Source organism: Dellaglioa sp. CoH-56-MRSF-10, assembly GCF_056782175.1.
Genome location: NZ_JBXAYF010000001.1, coordinates 1 through 16,745 on the forward strand (window position 1 = coordinate 1; position 16,745 = coordinate 16,745).

At 34.3% G+C, this 16,745-nt stretch carries 14 protein-coding genes and 1 other annotated feature; of the genes, 6 read left to right on the forward strand and 8 right to left on the reverse strand.

Annotated elements, in window-relative coordinates; genetic code table 11:
• Window positions 1-305 precede the first annotated feature (305 nt).
• Together AC1RP4_RS00005 and tyrS are read right to left on the reverse strand one after the other, a co-directional pair.
• A complete protein-coding gene (locus AC1RP4_RS00005) occupies window positions 306-2,348 on the reverse strand; it encodes a cation:proton antiporter (RefSeq protein ID WP_481761136.1) in 2,043 nt (680 codons plus the stop codon).
• Window positions 2,348-3,604, reverse strand: coding sequence for a tyrosine--tRNA ligase (tyrS, locus tag AC1RP4_RS00010; protein ID WP_481761135.1), 1,257 nt, complete (start codon window positions 3,602-3,604; stop codon window positions 2,348-2,350). Before tyrS ends, AC1RP4_RS00005 begins: the two co-directional genes overlap by 1 nt.
• A gap of 57 nt (window positions 3,605-3,661) precedes the next feature.
• Window positions 3,662-3,863, reverse strand: a binding site (T-box leader).
• 163 nt (window positions 3,864-4,026) lie between these two features.
• On the opposite strand from tyrS, the gene AC1RP4_RS00015 reads away from it, so the two are divergent.
• Together AC1RP4_RS00015 and spxB are read left to right on the forward strand one after the other, a co-directional pair.
• Window positions 4,027-4,974, forward strand: coding sequence for an NADP-dependent oxidoreductase (locus AC1RP4_RS00015; protein ID WP_481761149.1), 948 nt, complete (start codon window positions 4,027-4,029; stop codon window positions 4,972-4,974).
• A gap of 143 nt (window positions 4,975-5,117) precedes the next feature.
• Window positions 5,118-6,857, forward strand: coding sequence for a pyruvate oxidase (gene spxB, locus AC1RP4_RS00020; RefSeq protein ID WP_481761134.1), 1,740 nt, complete (start codon window positions 5,118-5,120; stop codon window positions 6,855-6,857).
• Between the two features lie 136 nt (window positions 6,858-6,993).
• On the opposite strand, the gene AC1RP4_RS00025 is transcribed toward spxB, so the two are convergent.
• The 4 genes from AC1RP4_RS00025 to AC1RP4_RS00040 all read right to left on the reverse strand — a co-directional run bounded on the left by AC1RP4_RS00025 (window position 6,994) and on the right by AC1RP4_RS00040 (window position 9,615).
• Complete coding sequence (locus AC1RP4_RS00025; RefSeq protein WP_481761133.1) at window positions 6,994-7,968, reverse strand: aldo/keto reductase; 975 nt, start codon at window positions 7,966-7,968, stop codon at window positions 6,994-6,996.
• Window positions 7,969-8,386: 418 nt separating this feature from the next.
• Entirely contained in the window at window positions 8,387-8,707 is a 321-nt protein-coding gene (locus AC1RP4_RS00030; RefSeq protein WP_481761132.1) for a carboxymuconolactone decarboxylase family protein, read from the reverse strand.
• Window positions 8,708-8,724: 17 nt separating this feature from the next.
• Window positions 8,725-9,132: a cupin domain-containing protein gene (locus tag AC1RP4_RS00035; RefSeq protein ID WP_481761131.1), complete on the reverse strand. Its 408-nt coding sequence runs from the start codon at window positions 9,130-9,132 to the stop codon at window positions 8,725-8,727.
• 39 nt (window positions 9,133-9,171) lie between these two features.
• A complete protein-coding gene (locus tag AC1RP4_RS00040) occupies window positions 9,172-9,615 on the reverse strand; it encodes a MerR family transcriptional regulator (RefSeq protein WP_481761130.1) in 444 nt (147 codons plus the stop codon).
• Window positions 9,616-9,866: 251 nt separating this feature from the next.
• On the opposite strand from AC1RP4_RS00040, the gene AC1RP4_RS00045 reads away from it, so the two are divergent.
• Both AC1RP4_RS00045 and AC1RP4_RS00050 read left to right on the forward strand, forming a co-directional pair.
• Window positions 9,867-10,838 (forward strand): ABC transporter ATP-binding protein, encoded by a 972-nt coding sequence (locus tag AC1RP4_RS00045; protein ID WP_481761129.1) that lies wholly within the window; start codon window positions 9,867-9,869, stop codon window positions 10,836-10,838.
• A complete protein-coding gene (locus AC1RP4_RS00050) occupies window positions 10,826-12,340 on the forward strand; it encodes an ABC transporter permease/substrate-binding protein (protein WP_481761128.1) in 1,515 nt (504 codons plus the stop codon). The genes AC1RP4_RS00045 and AC1RP4_RS00050 overlap by 13 nt, the downstream gene beginning before the upstream one ends.
• Window positions 12,341-12,404: 64 nt before the next feature.
• Here the strand turns inward: AC1RP4_RS00050 and yidA are convergent, their stop codons facing one another.
• Window positions 12,405-13,214, reverse strand: a complete 810-nt coding sequence (yidA, locus tag AC1RP4_RS00055; protein ID WP_481761127.1) for a sugar-phosphatase — start codon at window positions 13,212-13,214, stop codon at window positions 12,405-12,407.
• Between the two features lie 61 nt (window positions 13,215-13,275).
• Window positions 13,276-13,839, reverse strand: coding sequence for an elongation factor P (gene efp / locus AC1RP4_RS00060; protein WP_409021902.1), 564 nt, complete (start codon window positions 13,837-13,839; stop codon window positions 13,276-13,278).
• A gap of 274 nt (window positions 13,840-14,113) precedes the next feature.
• On the opposite strand from efp, the gene AC1RP4_RS00065 reads away from it, so the two are divergent.
• Both AC1RP4_RS00065 and AC1RP4_RS00070 read left to right on the forward strand, forming a co-directional pair.
• Window positions 14,114-14,335, forward strand: coding sequence for a hypothetical protein (locus AC1RP4_RS00065; RefSeq protein WP_481761126.1), 222 nt, complete (start codon window positions 14,114-14,116; stop codon window positions 14,333-14,335).
• 126 nt (window positions 14,336-14,461) lie between these two features.
• A complete protein-coding gene (locus tag AC1RP4_RS00070) occupies window positions 14,462-16,735 on the forward strand; it encodes a hypothetical protein (protein ID WP_481761125.1) in 2,274 nt (757 codons plus the stop codon).
• Window positions 16,736-16,745 lie beyond the last annotated feature (10 nt).

Sequence of the window (16,745 nt, forward strand, 5' to 3'; positions counted from 1 at the left end):
TGTTCAGTTTTCAAAGATCTACTTGGTTGCTTTTGACAACTTTTATATCATATCAAGGATTTCGTTAATTGTCAAGATTTTTTTTAATTAATTAACTGGTCACATTTGAATTAGTTGTTTACTACTGAGGCAACGTTTATTACTTTACCAAGAATAATGACCTTCGTCAAGCCTTTATTTAAATTAAATCTAAAAATATTGATGTAATCGTATACATCTGTACTTTTAATTACTTTATAGGTCTTAAATAAAAAAATAATTTCAAAAATAGACTATTAATCCTGATTTTTGAAATTATTTTTTATTTAATGTTCAACTAATAGTTGCTGCATTTGTAGTGTTTGCGCCTGATTTATTTCATCATACAACTTATTAGCAAGTTGCTCGTTAATTATTCCTGCTATATATTGTGTTTGAACATAATTATATTCTAATTGAAATGCTTGAATAAATAAATCTACTGATATTTTTTCATTCTCTTCGTAATCTCTACGAAAGTGTCTTTGTCGATCTTCGATAAATCTTTCAACATTCTGAATATCATCTAGTTGTCCATGTGCATTAGCCAAACGTTCTTTTGTTAAATCATGTAAATATTGTTCAATTACTTCATGCAATTGATTCTCCAAGTCCCATAATAATGATCGGAAATCATTGTGTATTTGCATTTTTTCTATATTATCTTTAGCCCATTGTTTCCTGGCCTTACTTCTCTGTCCACGAGTTATTTGCCCATGGCTAATATGCCACGCTTCATGCCTAACCTGATGTTCTACTGATCGAATGATTCGATTAACACTTAATCGTTGTCCACCATAATCTGTATCCAAAATTTTTCTGTACGTACTGAGTACTCGGGCAGGATAAATTTCTTTTATCTCATTACTATTTAAAAATTCATCTTCAATTTCATTAATTTTTTTAAATAATTCTTGATGTTTATCATACCCTTGAATATCATTAAACCCTTTTTGTGATTGTAATTGTTGAATCACCGCGTATCTCACATCGTTAGATTGAATACGTTCTGTTAAATGTAAACTAGCGTAATCAATCATTTGTATTCGTGAAAAATTTAATTCTTCTTTATTAAATGATAACTTTTTAGCTAGTAAGATTTTAGGCAACACTAATGCTGGTGTTATCATACTTAATAATATGACAGTAGTTGCAATGATTAAAATTTCTTCTCGATACGGAAAAGCCCGTCCATTTATTAACATTGGTAATGAAAATGCCATTGATAACGTGATTGTTCCGTGTACCCCACTCAACCCAAAAACAAATGCATTTTTTCGTCTTTTTTTTGATTTTGAAGGACCGAAAAAGGCAGCAATATGTGGTTCTTTTCCAATTAATGCCCAAGTGTATCGGATACCAATCATGACTACATAGATTATCAAACCCAGACTCAACAACTCAAACGACTGACTCGTTCCAAGTTTAATCAGTGCCCGGAAAATTTCAGGTAAACTAATTCCCAATAAAATAAATACAATACTGTTAAGCATTGCGGTCAACGTATCCCATATTGTTGACGAAACTAACTGGACACGTGTTGCAGTTAATTTTAAACGCTCGGATTCAATATTATGAACAATCCCTGCAGTTACAACAGCAATAATTCCCGATGTCCCTAGACTTTCCGCCAATAAATAAACAATAAATGGTGTTAACAACGCAATTGGAATAATCGTTAATTCTGGTGAAGTTACCCTCTTATTAAAATACGTTCTAACGATAACTAAGATTCCACCTGCCATAACCCCAACTACAATACCACCAACTGCAACAAAAATAAATTGAAATAATCCGCTATAGATGGAAAATGTTCCTTTTTCCATCACAGATAATGCCAAATTTAACATCACTAATCCACTTGCATCGTTAAATAATGATTCGTATTCTAAGGCAGTATTAACCCCTGAATCAAGTTTTGATGCTGATGTTAAGGATTTTACTGCTATGGCGTCAGTTGGTGTCACAATCGCAGCTAGTGCTATTGCAAGTGGCAATGTCCATCGAACTTCTAATCGATTCGCTAACAACCCTACTATTACAACTGTAATAAGCGCTAAAACTACTGATAATAAAAGTATCGCATGAAAATTTTTACGGATCCCCCTAACAGATGTTTTTTGCCCATCATTAAACATAAGTGGTGCAATAATGAATAACATAAAATATTCTGGTTCTAATTCGAAATTAGCCATGACTGGTACTAATGACAACAACAGACCAATTACAATAAGAATAAAAGCATCTGGTATTTTAGGAAGAATTTCGTGAATTACATTTGAAATAATAATCCCCGCCACAAGAAAAGCTATTACATAAAATAGTGCCATTATGCGTTAACGCGTCCTAACCAATATTTCTTTTTACCACGACGAATAATCACAAATTTGCCATCAAATTCTGTAGCAGGATCAATCATAAAATCTAAATCTTGAATTTTTTCACCATTAATACGAATAGCCCCGTTAGTGATATCTTCACGTGCTTGTCTTTTTGATGATTCAATTTTTGTATTTACTAATAACTCAACAATATTCTCTGGTTCTGCTGCTAATTCAACAGAAGGCATATTTTTAAACCCCTGTTCAATTTCACTCGTCGTTAATTCTTTCACTTCGCCTGAAAATAAAGCTGCAGAAATATGTTCGGCTTCAATTACAGCTTCTGGACTATGAACAAATTCTGTTACTTCTCGTGCTAAGCGGCGTTGTGCTTCACGTTTTTCTGGAGCTGTTTCAACTGATTTTTGGTATTCAGCAATCTCATCTGACGTTAAGAATGTGAAAAATTTCAAATATTTCACAACATCCCGGTCGTCTTGATTTAACCAAAATTGGTAGAATTCATATGGTGTTGTTTTTTCTGGATTTAACCAAACTGCGCCACCAGCTGTTTTACCAAATTTAGTACCATCAGCCTTAAGCATTAGTGGAATTGTTAGCCCATATGCCTTTGTGTCTGAACCTAGCTCTTTATGAATAAGATCAATTCCTGCAGTAATATTCCCCCATTGATCAGCCCCACCAATTTGTAATTGAACATCATGGTGCTTGTGTAAATGTAGGAAATCAACTGATTGTAAGATTTGGTATGTAAATTCCGTGAATGAGATACCAACTTCCAAACGACTTGCAACAACATCCTTTGCGAGCATGCTATTTACATTAAATAACTTACCGTAATCGCGTAAGAAATCAAGCAAGCTAATTTTTGATAACCAATCATAGTTATTTACAATTGAAATATTTGAATCTTGTCCAAATAATTTGGTCATCTGTGCAGTGAGAGCTTGCTCATTATGATGAACTTGGTCCATCGATTGCAGCACACGTTCAGATTTTTTACCACTTGGATCACCAATTGAACCTGTACCACCACCAATAATGATGTATGGATGATGTCCTGCTAATTGAAATCTTTTCAACATCATAAATGGAATTAAGTGTCCGATATGCATACTATCCCCTGTTGGATCAACCCCACAGTATAAGCCAATTGATTTTTCAGACGTTAGTTCACGTAACCCATCTTCGTCTGTCGTTTGATTAATTGCGTCGCGCCATTCTAGTTCGTCAATAATATTCATTTCTGTTTCCTCCTATATAATATAAGTATAAAAAAATCCCTGATATCTAAAAAAGATATCAGGGACGAATTAATTTCCGCGTTACCACCCAAGTTATTATCTACATAATATAGTAGCTAATCGCTCAATCATCGTTAACGAGATGAATCGTTGTTAGCTCCATAGCGTACTTCACTCATCGATAATTCCTGATTTCCAGCGACCACCAGGTTTCTTTAAAATTGATCGATAAATTACTGAACTACTTCATCACTTATAGCTATAATATACGTAAATAAAGTCTAAATGTCAATTTTAACCATAAGAATATTAATACTATAAAAGAGTGTCTTGATTGCATTCTATTTCGTTATTCGATACAATTCACTTACAAATTAAAAGTAACTGGAAAGAAGAGGAATCCGATGACAGAAAAGAAAATGATGTCAGCCGTTGTAATTGATGAATTTGGCGGACAAGATAAACTTAAACAACGTGAAGTAGCTATGCCTGAAATGACGGCGGATCAAGTAATTGTTCAAGAAAAAGCAGCTGGAATTAATCCAATTGATTGGAAAACGCGTGAAGGCTTTTTACAAGGTATGCTTAACTGGCAATTTCCTATTATTTTAGGTTGGGATGTGTCGGGTGTTATCACAGAAGTAGGCGCTAACGTAACCGATTGGAAAATTGGTGATGAAGTCTTCGCACGCCCTGCCACGACTCGTTTTGGTACTTACGCCGAATATACTGCTGTTGATGCTAATTTGCTTGCACCAAAACCTAAAAATATTAGCTTTGAAGAAGCTGCTGCTGTTCCTTTAGCTGGTTTAACTGCATGGCAAGCCCTTTTTGATCATGGTCATTTAGAAAAAGGTGAAAAAGTCTTTATTCATGCTGGTTCAGGTGGCGTTGGCTCTTTCGCTATTCAACTTGCTAAATCAGTTGGTGCTTACGTTATTACCACAACTAGCTCGAAGAATATTGATTTTGTTAAAGGACTTGGCGCTGACCAAGTCATTGATTACCATGAAACTGATTTTGCGGAAATCTTAAAAGATATCGACCTTGTAGTTGATACAATCGGTGGTGACGCACAAGAAAAATCAGTTAATATCTTAAAACATGGCACAGGTCGTTTAGTTGCTATTACTGGGATGGATTCTGAAAAAACAGCAGGTCTTGCTGAAGCAAGAAATGTGACTTTTGATTCAATTTGGTTGGACCCAAATGGTGAAGAATTAACTAAATTAGCTGATATGCTTGAAGATGGCACTATAAAAGTGACCTTAGATTCAGTTCATGAATTCTCTGCAGAAGGTGTAGCAGAAGCTCACGATCGTAGTGAATCTCATCATGCACTTGGTAAAATTATCGTTCGTTTTAAATAAAACCCTATTTAGGTAGTTCAGACTTTTTTGTCTGAACTACCTTTTTTAATTACTAAAAGTAAGTGCTTTCACTGGTGTTAATTCATTGGTAGATTTATACTATCCTTGTAGAATAAAATTTTTCAAGAAGGAGATTTACTATTATGCCAAAAAAAATTAATGCATCAGATGCCATGCTCAAAGTTTTAGAAGATTGGGGCGTTAAAACCGTCTATGGGTTGCCAGGTGGTTCATTTGATTCAACAATGAATGCACTACATAATCGTAAAAATACAATTAATTATGTACAAGTTCGTCATGAAGAAGTCGGCGCACTCGCAGCAGTTGGTGAAGCTAAAGTAACTGGAAAATTAGGTGTTACTTTTGGTTCCGCTGGTCCCGGTGCTGTCCATCTATTAAACGGACTTTACGATGCTAAATATGATGGTGTTCCTGTTCTTGCCTTAGTCGGCCAAGTTGGTACACAAGTGATGAATACAAATTACTTCCAAGAAATGAATGAAAATCCAATGTTTGAGGATGTTTCTATTTATAACAGAACAGCTACTACACCCGAAAACTTACCCATTGTTGTTGATGAAGCTATCCGTCAAGCCTACAAATATAATGGCGTCGCAGTTGTCACAATTCCGACCGATTTAGGTTGGCAAGAAATCGATGACACCTTTGTTTCAACAGCCGCAACACACCAAGAACCTCTTTATCCGATGCCTCGTGATAAACAAATTCAAGATGCCTTAGATATTTTAACAACAGCTAAGACACCAATTATTTATGCTGGGAAAGGTGTTCGTGGCGCTGGAAAAGAATTAATTGAATTATCTGAAAAATTATCATTACCAATCGCAACAACTGCGCTTGCTAAAACAATTATTCCTGATGATTACAAAGCATACATGGGTTCTGCTGGACGAGTTGCTGGCAAACCCGGCGTTGACCTTCTTCGTGGCGCTGATGCTGTTCTTTTCATTGGATCTGATTTTCCATTTGGTGAATATTTCTTTTCTCCAGATGCTAAATTTATTCAGGTCGATATTGATTCTGAAAAATTAGGTAAACGTCATTCAGTTGATGTCCCTATTTTAGCCGATGGTAAGGAAACTTTAATCGCATTAAATAAGGCCGTTAAAACACCAGTTGCACCAACAAAATGGTACAAAGCTGCCATCGCTAACAAAGAAAACTGGATTAAATGGATTGATAGCTTTACTGAAGATGACAGTAAACCACTTCGTTTTGAACCAGTTTTCAATGAAATTAATAAAATTAAAGATGACGATGCAATTTTCCAAATTGATGTTGGTAATGTAACGATTGAAGCAATGCGTTTCTTACGTCTTGGTGAGAAAAATAAATTTACAACATCCGCATGGTACGCAACGATGGGGTATGCACTACCCGCAGCAATTGGGGCTCACTCTGCCTTTCCAGACCGTCAAGTTTTCTCAATTTCTGGTGACGGTGGTTGGACGATGGTCATGCAAGATGTCTTAACACAAGTTAAATACAACATGCCTATCATCAACGTTGTCTTAAGCAATCAGGAACTTGGATTCATCCGCGCTGAACAAGATGATAAACAACAACCACACTCAGGTATTGATTTAATTGATGCTGATTGGGGCGCAATTGCCAACGACATGGGAGCTAAAGGGTATACCGTCCGGACATTAGCAGAATTAAAAACTGCTTTTGCTGAAGCTAAAGGTTCAAAAGTGCCTGTTGTTATCGATGTTAAAGTAACTTCTGACCGTCCACTTCCTGTTGAACAGCTCATTATTGATCCTAAAACACAAGATCCAGATGCTGTTAAAGCTTTTGTTAAAGAATACCAAGCAGAGGGTTTAATTCCATTTCGAGAAATCCTTGAAAATCAAGATTAAATAGTTTTTATTTAATTGATGTATCTTAGCTTAATTAAGTTAAAATACATTTTTTATAGAACAAAAAAAGATATAAAGAGAACCCTTGGGATTGAATTTCATTTCAATCCCAAGGGTTCTCTTTATATACCTCTTCTTATTTCACAATTTTATCAATTTTTGCTAATTCTTCTGGTGCAAAATCCAAATGCTCTAATGCCTTTAAATTATCCTTTAATTGACTCACACGACTAGCACCAATAATAACCGACGAAACAGAATTATCTTTCAAATCCCAAGATAGCGCCATTTCAGCCAATGTCTGGTTGCGATTTTTTGCAATTTCATTTAATTCACGAACCTTTTTAAGTGTTGATTCAACTCTCTCAGTAGACAAGGTATCAAATCGTTTCACTCTAGAATCGTCTGGAATACCATTCAAGTAACGATCAGTCAATAACCCTTGTGCTAAAGGACTAAAAGCAACTGTTCCTATCTGCTCTTGTTTTAAAACATCTTTTAATCCATCTTCTATCCAACGATCTAATAAATTATATCTAGGTTGGTGGACAACGATAGGTGTATTTTTAGCTTTTAGTAATTGAATCATCTTTTCAGCTTCTGGTGCCCGATAATTTGAAATTCCAATATATAAGGCTTTACCTTGGCGAACGAGTAAATCCAAAGCTTCAGCTGTTTCTTCCAACGGTGTATCTGGATCTGGACGATGGTGATAGAAAATATCAACATAATCTAGCTGCATACGTTGTAATGATTGATCCATACTGGCAAACAAGTTTTTCTTTGAACCCCATTCGCCATAAGGACCTGGCCACATATAGTAACCTGCCTTCGTCGAAATAACCATTTCATCCCGGTAGGCACTTAAATCTTCACGTAAAATGCGCCCAAAATTCTTCTCGGCAGCACCATCACCGTAATTATTTGCCAAATCAAAATAAGTAATTCCATTATCAAATGCTGTTTCAATAATATCTTTTTGCGTTGCTAAAGGTGTCTCATCCCCAAAGTTCTTCCATAAGCCTAAGGCAATAGCAGAAACTTTTAATCCACTATTACCGAGGCGATTATAAATCATTTTATCATAACGTTTTTCATTTGCTTGATACATTAACTATCTCCTCCTAAACTAATTACAAATTATATTATAGCGCTTTCACGTCTGCTGGACAATCATTTAATGTTACTTAAAATTCGCTTATCTTATTAATTTGTGCCACTATTATTAGGTAACTGAAGGAGTTGAGTCCATGTTTAAAAAAATAAACGATTATATAAATGTCCATTATATTAAAACATTCATCTTAACGTTAGCTATTGCAACCATAGTTAGAGTCATTGTTGCATTTTTCATAAATAAACACTTTTTGAATGTAGAATTTATTATTGCCGCGATTACGATTGTTATAATTTCACTTTTAATCAGACAAGACCTCAAGAAATAATTAGGTAAGCAAAAATACTGACTCGATACTTTTGACAAAGTACGGAGCCAGTATTTATTTAATTCATGTCCCACTTTTAAATAATTAGTCTTCAAAAACATCTTTTGCAATATTAAATGCAGACCAAGCTTTAGGCCAACCAACGTAGAAAGATAAATGTGTGATAATTTCAGCAATTTCTTCCTTCGTAATTCCATTTGTTTTGCCAATTGCCATATGTGCTGGCAATTGTTCAAAGTTACCACCTGAAATCAAAGCTGAAATTGTTATAATACTGCGTTGATGTGCTGGTAATTCACTTTCACGTGACCAAACTTCACCAAATAAAACATCATCATTTAATTCTGCAAATTTAGGTGCAAATTCGCCTAAGTTATCGCGACCTGCTGTTTGTTTCTTTACCATAATATAATATCCTCCTATTAATCTTTTAATTTACCGTACGTTTCGTCATCAACAGCTTCTAACCATTCAGGTGTCCCTGCTGTAATAGCAACATGTGAGAACCAACTATCTTTTGTAGCACCGTGCCAATGTTTAATCCCGTCTTTTGTGACAACAACATCACCAGCTTTTAAACGTCGTGCTTGTTGACCTTCTTCTTGGTACCAACCTTCACCGGCAGTGACCAATAATAGTTGGTAACCGTCGTGATGGATGTGCCAATTATTACGTGTTCCAGGTTCAAAACTAACATTTCCAACACCAACGTTTATATCTGGATCCGCCACTAACATGTCTAAATAACTTTGACCAACAAAGAAATCTTTATATGCTTCATTTTTTTCACCTATTGGAAAAAGACCGTTTTTAATTTGTTCCTCATTCATTATAATTACCTCACTTTATTTTATACGGTTAACCTAGCGTTAATCGTATATCGCGAATTGTTCTAGATACTTTTCAAAACTAATATCTTCTGACACTTCGTTTCCATTTGTTCTGTGTGAAACTTTTCTGTCATACCAATCAATTTTATGAGAAATAATTTCAATATTATGCTGTAATTCTACCATTTCAGACAGTGCATTTTCTTTTACCTTGCTGAGCATCTCGCGTCGTTCTTTAATGGTTGCATCACCTTGTGCTCGTAGTTCAACGTATTTAATTATTTCATTAATCCGCATCCCTGTCCCTTTAAGATGAAGCAAAAATCCTACCCATTTAATATCATGTTCCGTGTAATAACGTAAGCCTGCCGAATTACGGTGAGGCTTAATTAAGCCTTCTTTTTCATAGTAACGCAATGTAAAACTTGATAACCCAACTAATTTAGCAAACTCACCAATTTTATATTGTTGCTCATTAGTCATTCAATCGCCTCCTTCAATAGTTTCTATTAAAACACTTAGAGTTGACTCTAAGTCAAGCTTTTCTACATATTATTTTTAATATTAAGGCTTACTCCATCCATCAATTCAGACCGTTCCTACACTAAAATTTAATTCCAACATTTTAAAACAAAATCTTTGCTTAATAATTTTCATTCATGTAGAGTTACATCGAAATAGTTACCATTTCCAGATATATTACATATAAAATAAGAAGAAATGAGGGTTAGCTTTTGTTAGATTTCAAACACATAAACAAAACATTCAAAACAGTTACCGTATTAAACGACTTAAACTTACATATTGATACAGGGGAACTTTTTGTTCTTGTTGGCCCTAGTGGTAGTGGTAAAACGACAACTTTAAAAATGATTAATCGATTAATTGAGCCCACCTCGGGTACTATTAACTTTGAAAATCAAAATATTGATCAGATTCCGTTACATACTTTACGTTCACAGATTGGCTATGTCTTACAGCAGATTGCTTTATTTCCTAATATGACAGTTGCTGAAAATATCAGCTTATTACCAGAATTACAAAAATGGCCTAAAAACAAACAAAGAGAACGTGTCGATGCCTTATTAACACGTGTTGGTTTACCGCCTGAAGCATATCGTAAGAGAATGCCTAGCGATTTATCCGGTGGCGAGCAACAACGAATTGGTATTTTACGAGCAATTGCAACTAAACCAAAATTAATTTTAATGGACGAACCATTTAGTGCGCTGGATCCTATCTCAAAAAAAACATTACAAGATATCGTCATCGATTTACATGAGGAACTACACAATACCATTATTTTCATTACGCATGATATGTCTGAAGCTCTTCGCCTCGGAACTCGTGTTGGTGTTATGCATGATGGCAATCTCATTCAAGTTGGTACCCCTGACGAAATTAGAAATGCACCAAAAAATGATTTTATTTCAGAGTTTTTTGGGTTAGACGTATCCAACACGCAATTTAATTTAGCTGAAATGATTCAAAAATCATTTAGTCTTCCAATTGATGAACTCGCTAATAATCACGTCACCTCAACTCAAACAACATTTAAAGAACTCATATCTCTACTTTCTAAATATACAATTATAAATGTTAAAGATAACGACCAGAATCTCATTGGTGCAGTTGATGCCCAATGCTTAATTCGTTATGGTGCAAGCATGTCTGATAGCGAGGTGGATGACCAATGGCAAATTTAATAACAACTTTTAAAATGCACCGTGCTGATTTATGGACCGCTATTCTTCAACATCTACAGATATCATTAATTTCATTGCTGATTGCAACCATCATTGCCGTCTTTTTAGCAATTTGGTTAGCACAGCATAAAAGAGCAGCAGAAATTATGTTGCAAATTACCAGTGTTTTACAGACAATTCCTTCACTCGCGCTGCTAGGGCTATTAATTCCACTAGTCGGAATTGGAACACTACCTTCAATTATCGCATTAGTTGTTTATGCTTTACTGCCCATTTTTCAGAACACATATGCAGGTTTAACTGGTATTGATCCATCATTAGAAGAAGCCGCAACTGCATTTGGTATGACACGTGCGCAAAAACTTATTCGATTTGAATTACCCTTAGCTATGCCACTAATTATTTCAGGCATTCGTATTGCGCTTGTTCTAATTATTGGAACCGCAACACTAGCTGCTTTAATTGGTGCTGGCGGGTTAGGAACATTTATTTTGCTGGGAATTGATAGAAATGATATGAGCTTGATTATTATTGGCGCGTTGAGTTCTATTATTCTAGCTATTGTTTTCAGTGTTTTAATCCGGCAATTGCAGAATTTAAAGATAAAAACAATTACCATTATATTAATTACTTTAGGATTCCTATTTGCTGTTGGTGCCACAATCAATACTTTCACACATCAGAAAAAAGAATTAGTCATTGCTGGTAAAATGGGGGCAGAACCTGAAATTCTAATTAATATGTATAAAGATTTAATTCAAGAAGACGACGCCAATATCAAGGTTACTTTAAAACCAAATTTTGGTAAAACGAGTTTTCTATACTCTGCATTAAAATCTAATTCAATCGATATTTACCCAGAATTTTCAGGTACGGTACTTGAAGAGTTAGTAAAATCACCACTCAAAAGTACAAATGAAAATAAAGCCTACCAGCAAGCAAAAACCGAAATTAAAGTTAAATCAGATTTAGATTATTTAAATCCGATGGCTTATCAAAACACCTATGCTGTCGCTGTCACTAAAGACTTTGCAACTAAATACCATCTATCAAAAATTTCTGATTTATCACGAGTATCTTCAAAAATAAAGGCAGGCTTTACGCTTGAGTTTCTAAACCGTGATGATGGTTACAAAGGGTTACAAAGCAAGTATCATTTGTCATTTAACACTAAATCTTTTGAACCAGCACTTCGCTATCAAGCCATTGTGAATGGTAATGTAAATTTAGTTGATGCCTATTCAACTGATAGTCAGCTCGTCAAATATAATTTGGTCACATTAAAAGATGACAAGTCTTTATTCCCACCTTATCAAGGCGCCCCACTTGTTGCAAAGGGCATCTCACAAAAATATCCATCCATCAAAAAAAGTTTAAATAAATTAACCGGAAAAATTTCTGATACAGATATGCAAAAAATGAATTATCTAGTTGATGTTAAAAATGTCCCAGCAAGTACCGTCGCACACGACTACTTAACAAAGCAACATCTTTTAGACTAAATAAAAAGTTTGGAATCTCGCTAACCTCATGCGGACTCCAAACTTTTTTATATTTTATCGTTATTTAACCTACATAACGTTCTAATGCAACCGCAACACCATGATTAACGTTCGATTCTGTTACATAAGTTGCTGCTTCTTTTAATTCAGGAATGGCATTTCCCATCGCAACAGTCGTTCCGGCTACGGCAAACATCGTTAAATCATTATGTTGATCTCCCATTGCCATAACTTCTTCTTCTTTTAATCCCAGTTCTGCAATTAAATCTGTTAATGCATTTCCTTTATTAGCTTTTTTATTCAAAACTTCTAAAAATTCTGGCAAACTACGTACAACATAATAACTATCATCAAATATTTTTTGAATATTAATCATCTGTGCGTCTAAAACTTCAGGTTCATCCACAAACATAATTTTAGAAACGGTTAAGTCCCGTGACATTTCCTCTGGATTTCGTACAAATAATCCTTCATTATTTTCAGCTGCTTGAATAACGGTCACACGACCAACATCTTTATTAGATGTATAAATTCGGCTCTCATCATCTAAAATATTATAATGAACATTTAATTCATAACTTAATTTATCTGCAGCTATATACTCATCAAAGGTTAACGTATGTTGCGCTAGACGTTTTCCACTTACTGTTTCAATAATTGCACCGTTGTAGGTAATGACATATTGGTCATCCCCACTAATCCCTAATTGTTCAAGAAATCCAACCACACCAGCTAAAGGTCGTCCCGTACAAAGGACAACCTTAATTCCCTTTTGTGTCACTTTTTTGACGGCATCAATTGTTTCTTTTGCTAATCTACCCTCTGGATTTAGTAACGTATCATCAATATCTATTGCAACTAGTTTAATTCCCATAGTAATCTCCTCATTTTAAATGATTAAAAAAAGGCAGTCTCAAGAGACTACCTTTTCAATCTTATTTAGGTGCACGTTTAAGGTATGTACCTTCTTGTGTATTAATTTCAAGAACATCATCTGCTGCGATGAAATCAGGAACATTAACAACAAGTCCTGTTTCCATTGTTGCTGGTTTACCTGAACCAGTTGCTGTAGCGCCTTTGATTGAAGGCTGTGTTTCAGTAACACGTAATGTTACAACAGTTGGTAATGTTAAGCCAATAACTTCTGTACCGTAAAATTGGATTTTAACTTCCATATTTTCCAATAAGAATTTTGCTTCATGTTCGATAATTTCTCTTGGAATTTCATATTGTTCATATGTTTCCAAATCCATAAAAATAGCCATTGTATCCTGGTTGTACAAGAATTGAACTGGTTTTGTTTCAATATTAGCTTGTTCAACCTTAACTTCTGGACGCATTGTTGTTTCAACAGTTGATCCAGTACGAACGTCACGTAATTTCATACGCATAACTGTGTTACCTTTACCCGGTTTATGATGACTTGCTTCTAAAACTTTAATTAATTTACCGCCTTGTTCAAAAGTCATTCCGGCTTTTAAGTTAATTGCTTCAATCATAATTTATTATCTCCCTTTTTATAAAACGTTTCTCATTGAGTATACCAAATTGAAAAGGCTTAATCTATAGTGACACTTACAAACATCACTGGATTTTATTAAATAAAAAGTCAAAAATAGCGCATTTTCTTTATTATTAATCGTATATCCAAATTATAAGCTATATTTGTCCAAATACTTCGACAATATCTCTACACATCCTATACTAGCAAGGCTATAATATATATATAATCAAATAGTTAATTTTTTAATTATTTTGAAAGGAAGTCTTATTTTGCTAAAAAACAAATATATTAACTCATCTACTACCTATCAATCGATTATCATCCTTTGTTTCAGCTTGTTCTTTTTAACGTTACCAATTTATACTACACAAGCTGCTACATCATACACGCCTCCTGTAGGTTATCCAATGGGGGCTGCCACGAATGTCACTGGTTTCGCTGGTGGTACAATCACGTTTAATTCTAATGATATTGACTCCCTACAAGGTTAATTTTTTGCCAAAACATTTACTTCCTCAGGTACCGCCGGAGGTTCTTCTATAAAATACTTACAAAATTATGCTCATGATTCAACTGCTAATTTAACTGATGCTGATTATGCAAAGGTTAATCCTACAATGATTTCAGAAAATATTACCGGGGCTGATATGATTCAGTGGTATGGTAATAAAAATAGCTTTGTTTTTTCAAAATCTAATGATAAAGTCAAAGATTTATCATACTATCTACAGAATTCTCCCCCTGATGATGAAATCGCAAAAGCCATTGCTGGTTGGTCCATACCTTCAAGTAATGCCGGTTACGCTGATGCTATCAAGCAATTTAATGCAAAAAAAGATACTATTGATAAACTTTCTGATTTTCCTGTTATGTCAAGCAATGATATTTCATCATTTGCTGATGCTACTCAAAATATTACTGATGTCAGTGATTATTACGCTAGTTTCACTTCAACAAATTTCTCAAACTCTAAAGCAACAGGTTCTACTACTAAATCTAATAATGCTATCAAACGTGTTGATTTAAATACAGATAAATCAATTGATGCTGAAAAATATGCACCTGGTAAAACGGTTATTCAATTAACCGTTGATATGAATACTGCTTCAACAGATCAAGGCGTTGTCTTTGCAGATATTGATGGCTCTATTCCTTCATTTGAAGATGCTATTGGTATCAAAATTAATTTAGTCAATTTTGATATTAACACAATGAAAATGCCATTTTTCATGTTAAATTATAAGCATTTTTCTAATAATGATGCTGGTATCAGTTTTAATTTCAATCAAGGTAGCTGGATGACTTTCAATGCGTATCCACCTAAATCTGACGGATCTTCGATAGATTACAAGTTAGCTGGTAATAGTGATGGAACGCTATTTTCCGGACAAAATAGTAATGGTTCAGATACCACCGCTAAAAATCTTCTATCCGATGAACCCGTTGCAATCGATACAACTGATAAAAACTCTAAAAAAGTGAAATCTGTCTACAATACGTCTTCACATATTAGTAATAATTTTAATACTGAAAATGGTAAGATTTTTGTCGGAAGTTGGAAGAGTCCTTTATATGGTTCAGTATTAGCACCTAGTGCTGATGTCGACGTTGATTCAAGTAGCGATGGTCTCTTATATGGGAGTATTGTTACTGGACAAAATATTATTGGTAATTTAAACGTTCCTAGTGACCTTGCCTATCAAAGTATTTTTGATGCGTCTGATGATTTTGGAGATGACGCTATACAAGAATTTTTAAAAGATCCTGATTCAAGTAACTCATCTCATCCTACTATTAAGTCTATTTCGTTACCGGGTTATACTTCTACAGATACTGGATCTGGTACGACTCATTATATTCCACAAATAGACCCTTACGATTTTCACTATTCATTAAACAATATCACTGATGAATTACCTGAAAATACCGTTCAAACAACTAAAAAATCACTTGATACTACAGTCAATATAGATACGAAATCAACAACCGATAAAACTGAAAAATATTACTTATGGTACAGTTTCAATAATGGTCCTTGGGAAAAATATTCAGAAAATGGAACAACTGAACTTACAAATTCTAAACTAGAAATCACTGCAAAAGATGCGGACGATCTTGCAAAACAATACAGTACGGACCATAGTAAATATAAATATGACGAATCTGCTTATACTGATGGGACTACATATTCTAAATTAATTGATGACAATGAATTGATTGGTTATCATCTTTTCCATAAGAATAGAATTTCATATTTAGTCACATCAACTCACGATTCGGGTACCTATTCCAGTTATAGTAATCACACAATTAATGATATCTTAAGCGGTAAAACGAATGATACAATTTCTGCTGCAAATCTCGCAAAATTAAATCCGGATTACACGCCTATTTCATATAATTTACACGTTGCAGGAGATCTTTTAGTATCCTATCCAAAAGTATTTGATTTTGGTAATTTTACAGCAGGAACTTCTGAAAAAACACCTACAGTAACTGCAACTGGTTTGTTAACTGTCGATAATCCTTTTGGACTTAACTGGAATTTAGTTGTTAGCACAAGTGATAAAGATAATCTAAGTGATCCTTTCTTTATTCCCGATCAACTTGGTTGGTTTGAAAAATTGCAAACGAGTATGCTTGGTAATTCCACAATCACTTATGGGAATGCCTCAGATATTAAAACAATTACATCTAAAGATACTCTTTTAAGTTTAAACTCAACTATTTTTGATTCTGATACAACATCAGTTATTAGTAAAAACTACTATTCTGCACAATTATCATTAAGTCTAAAAACTAAAAAAATTACTCATCCTGGTAAATTTCAAGATAACGCAACTTGGTCATTATCATCACCAAGTATCGTTGTAGATTCATCAAAAGAATAAGAAATCTAAT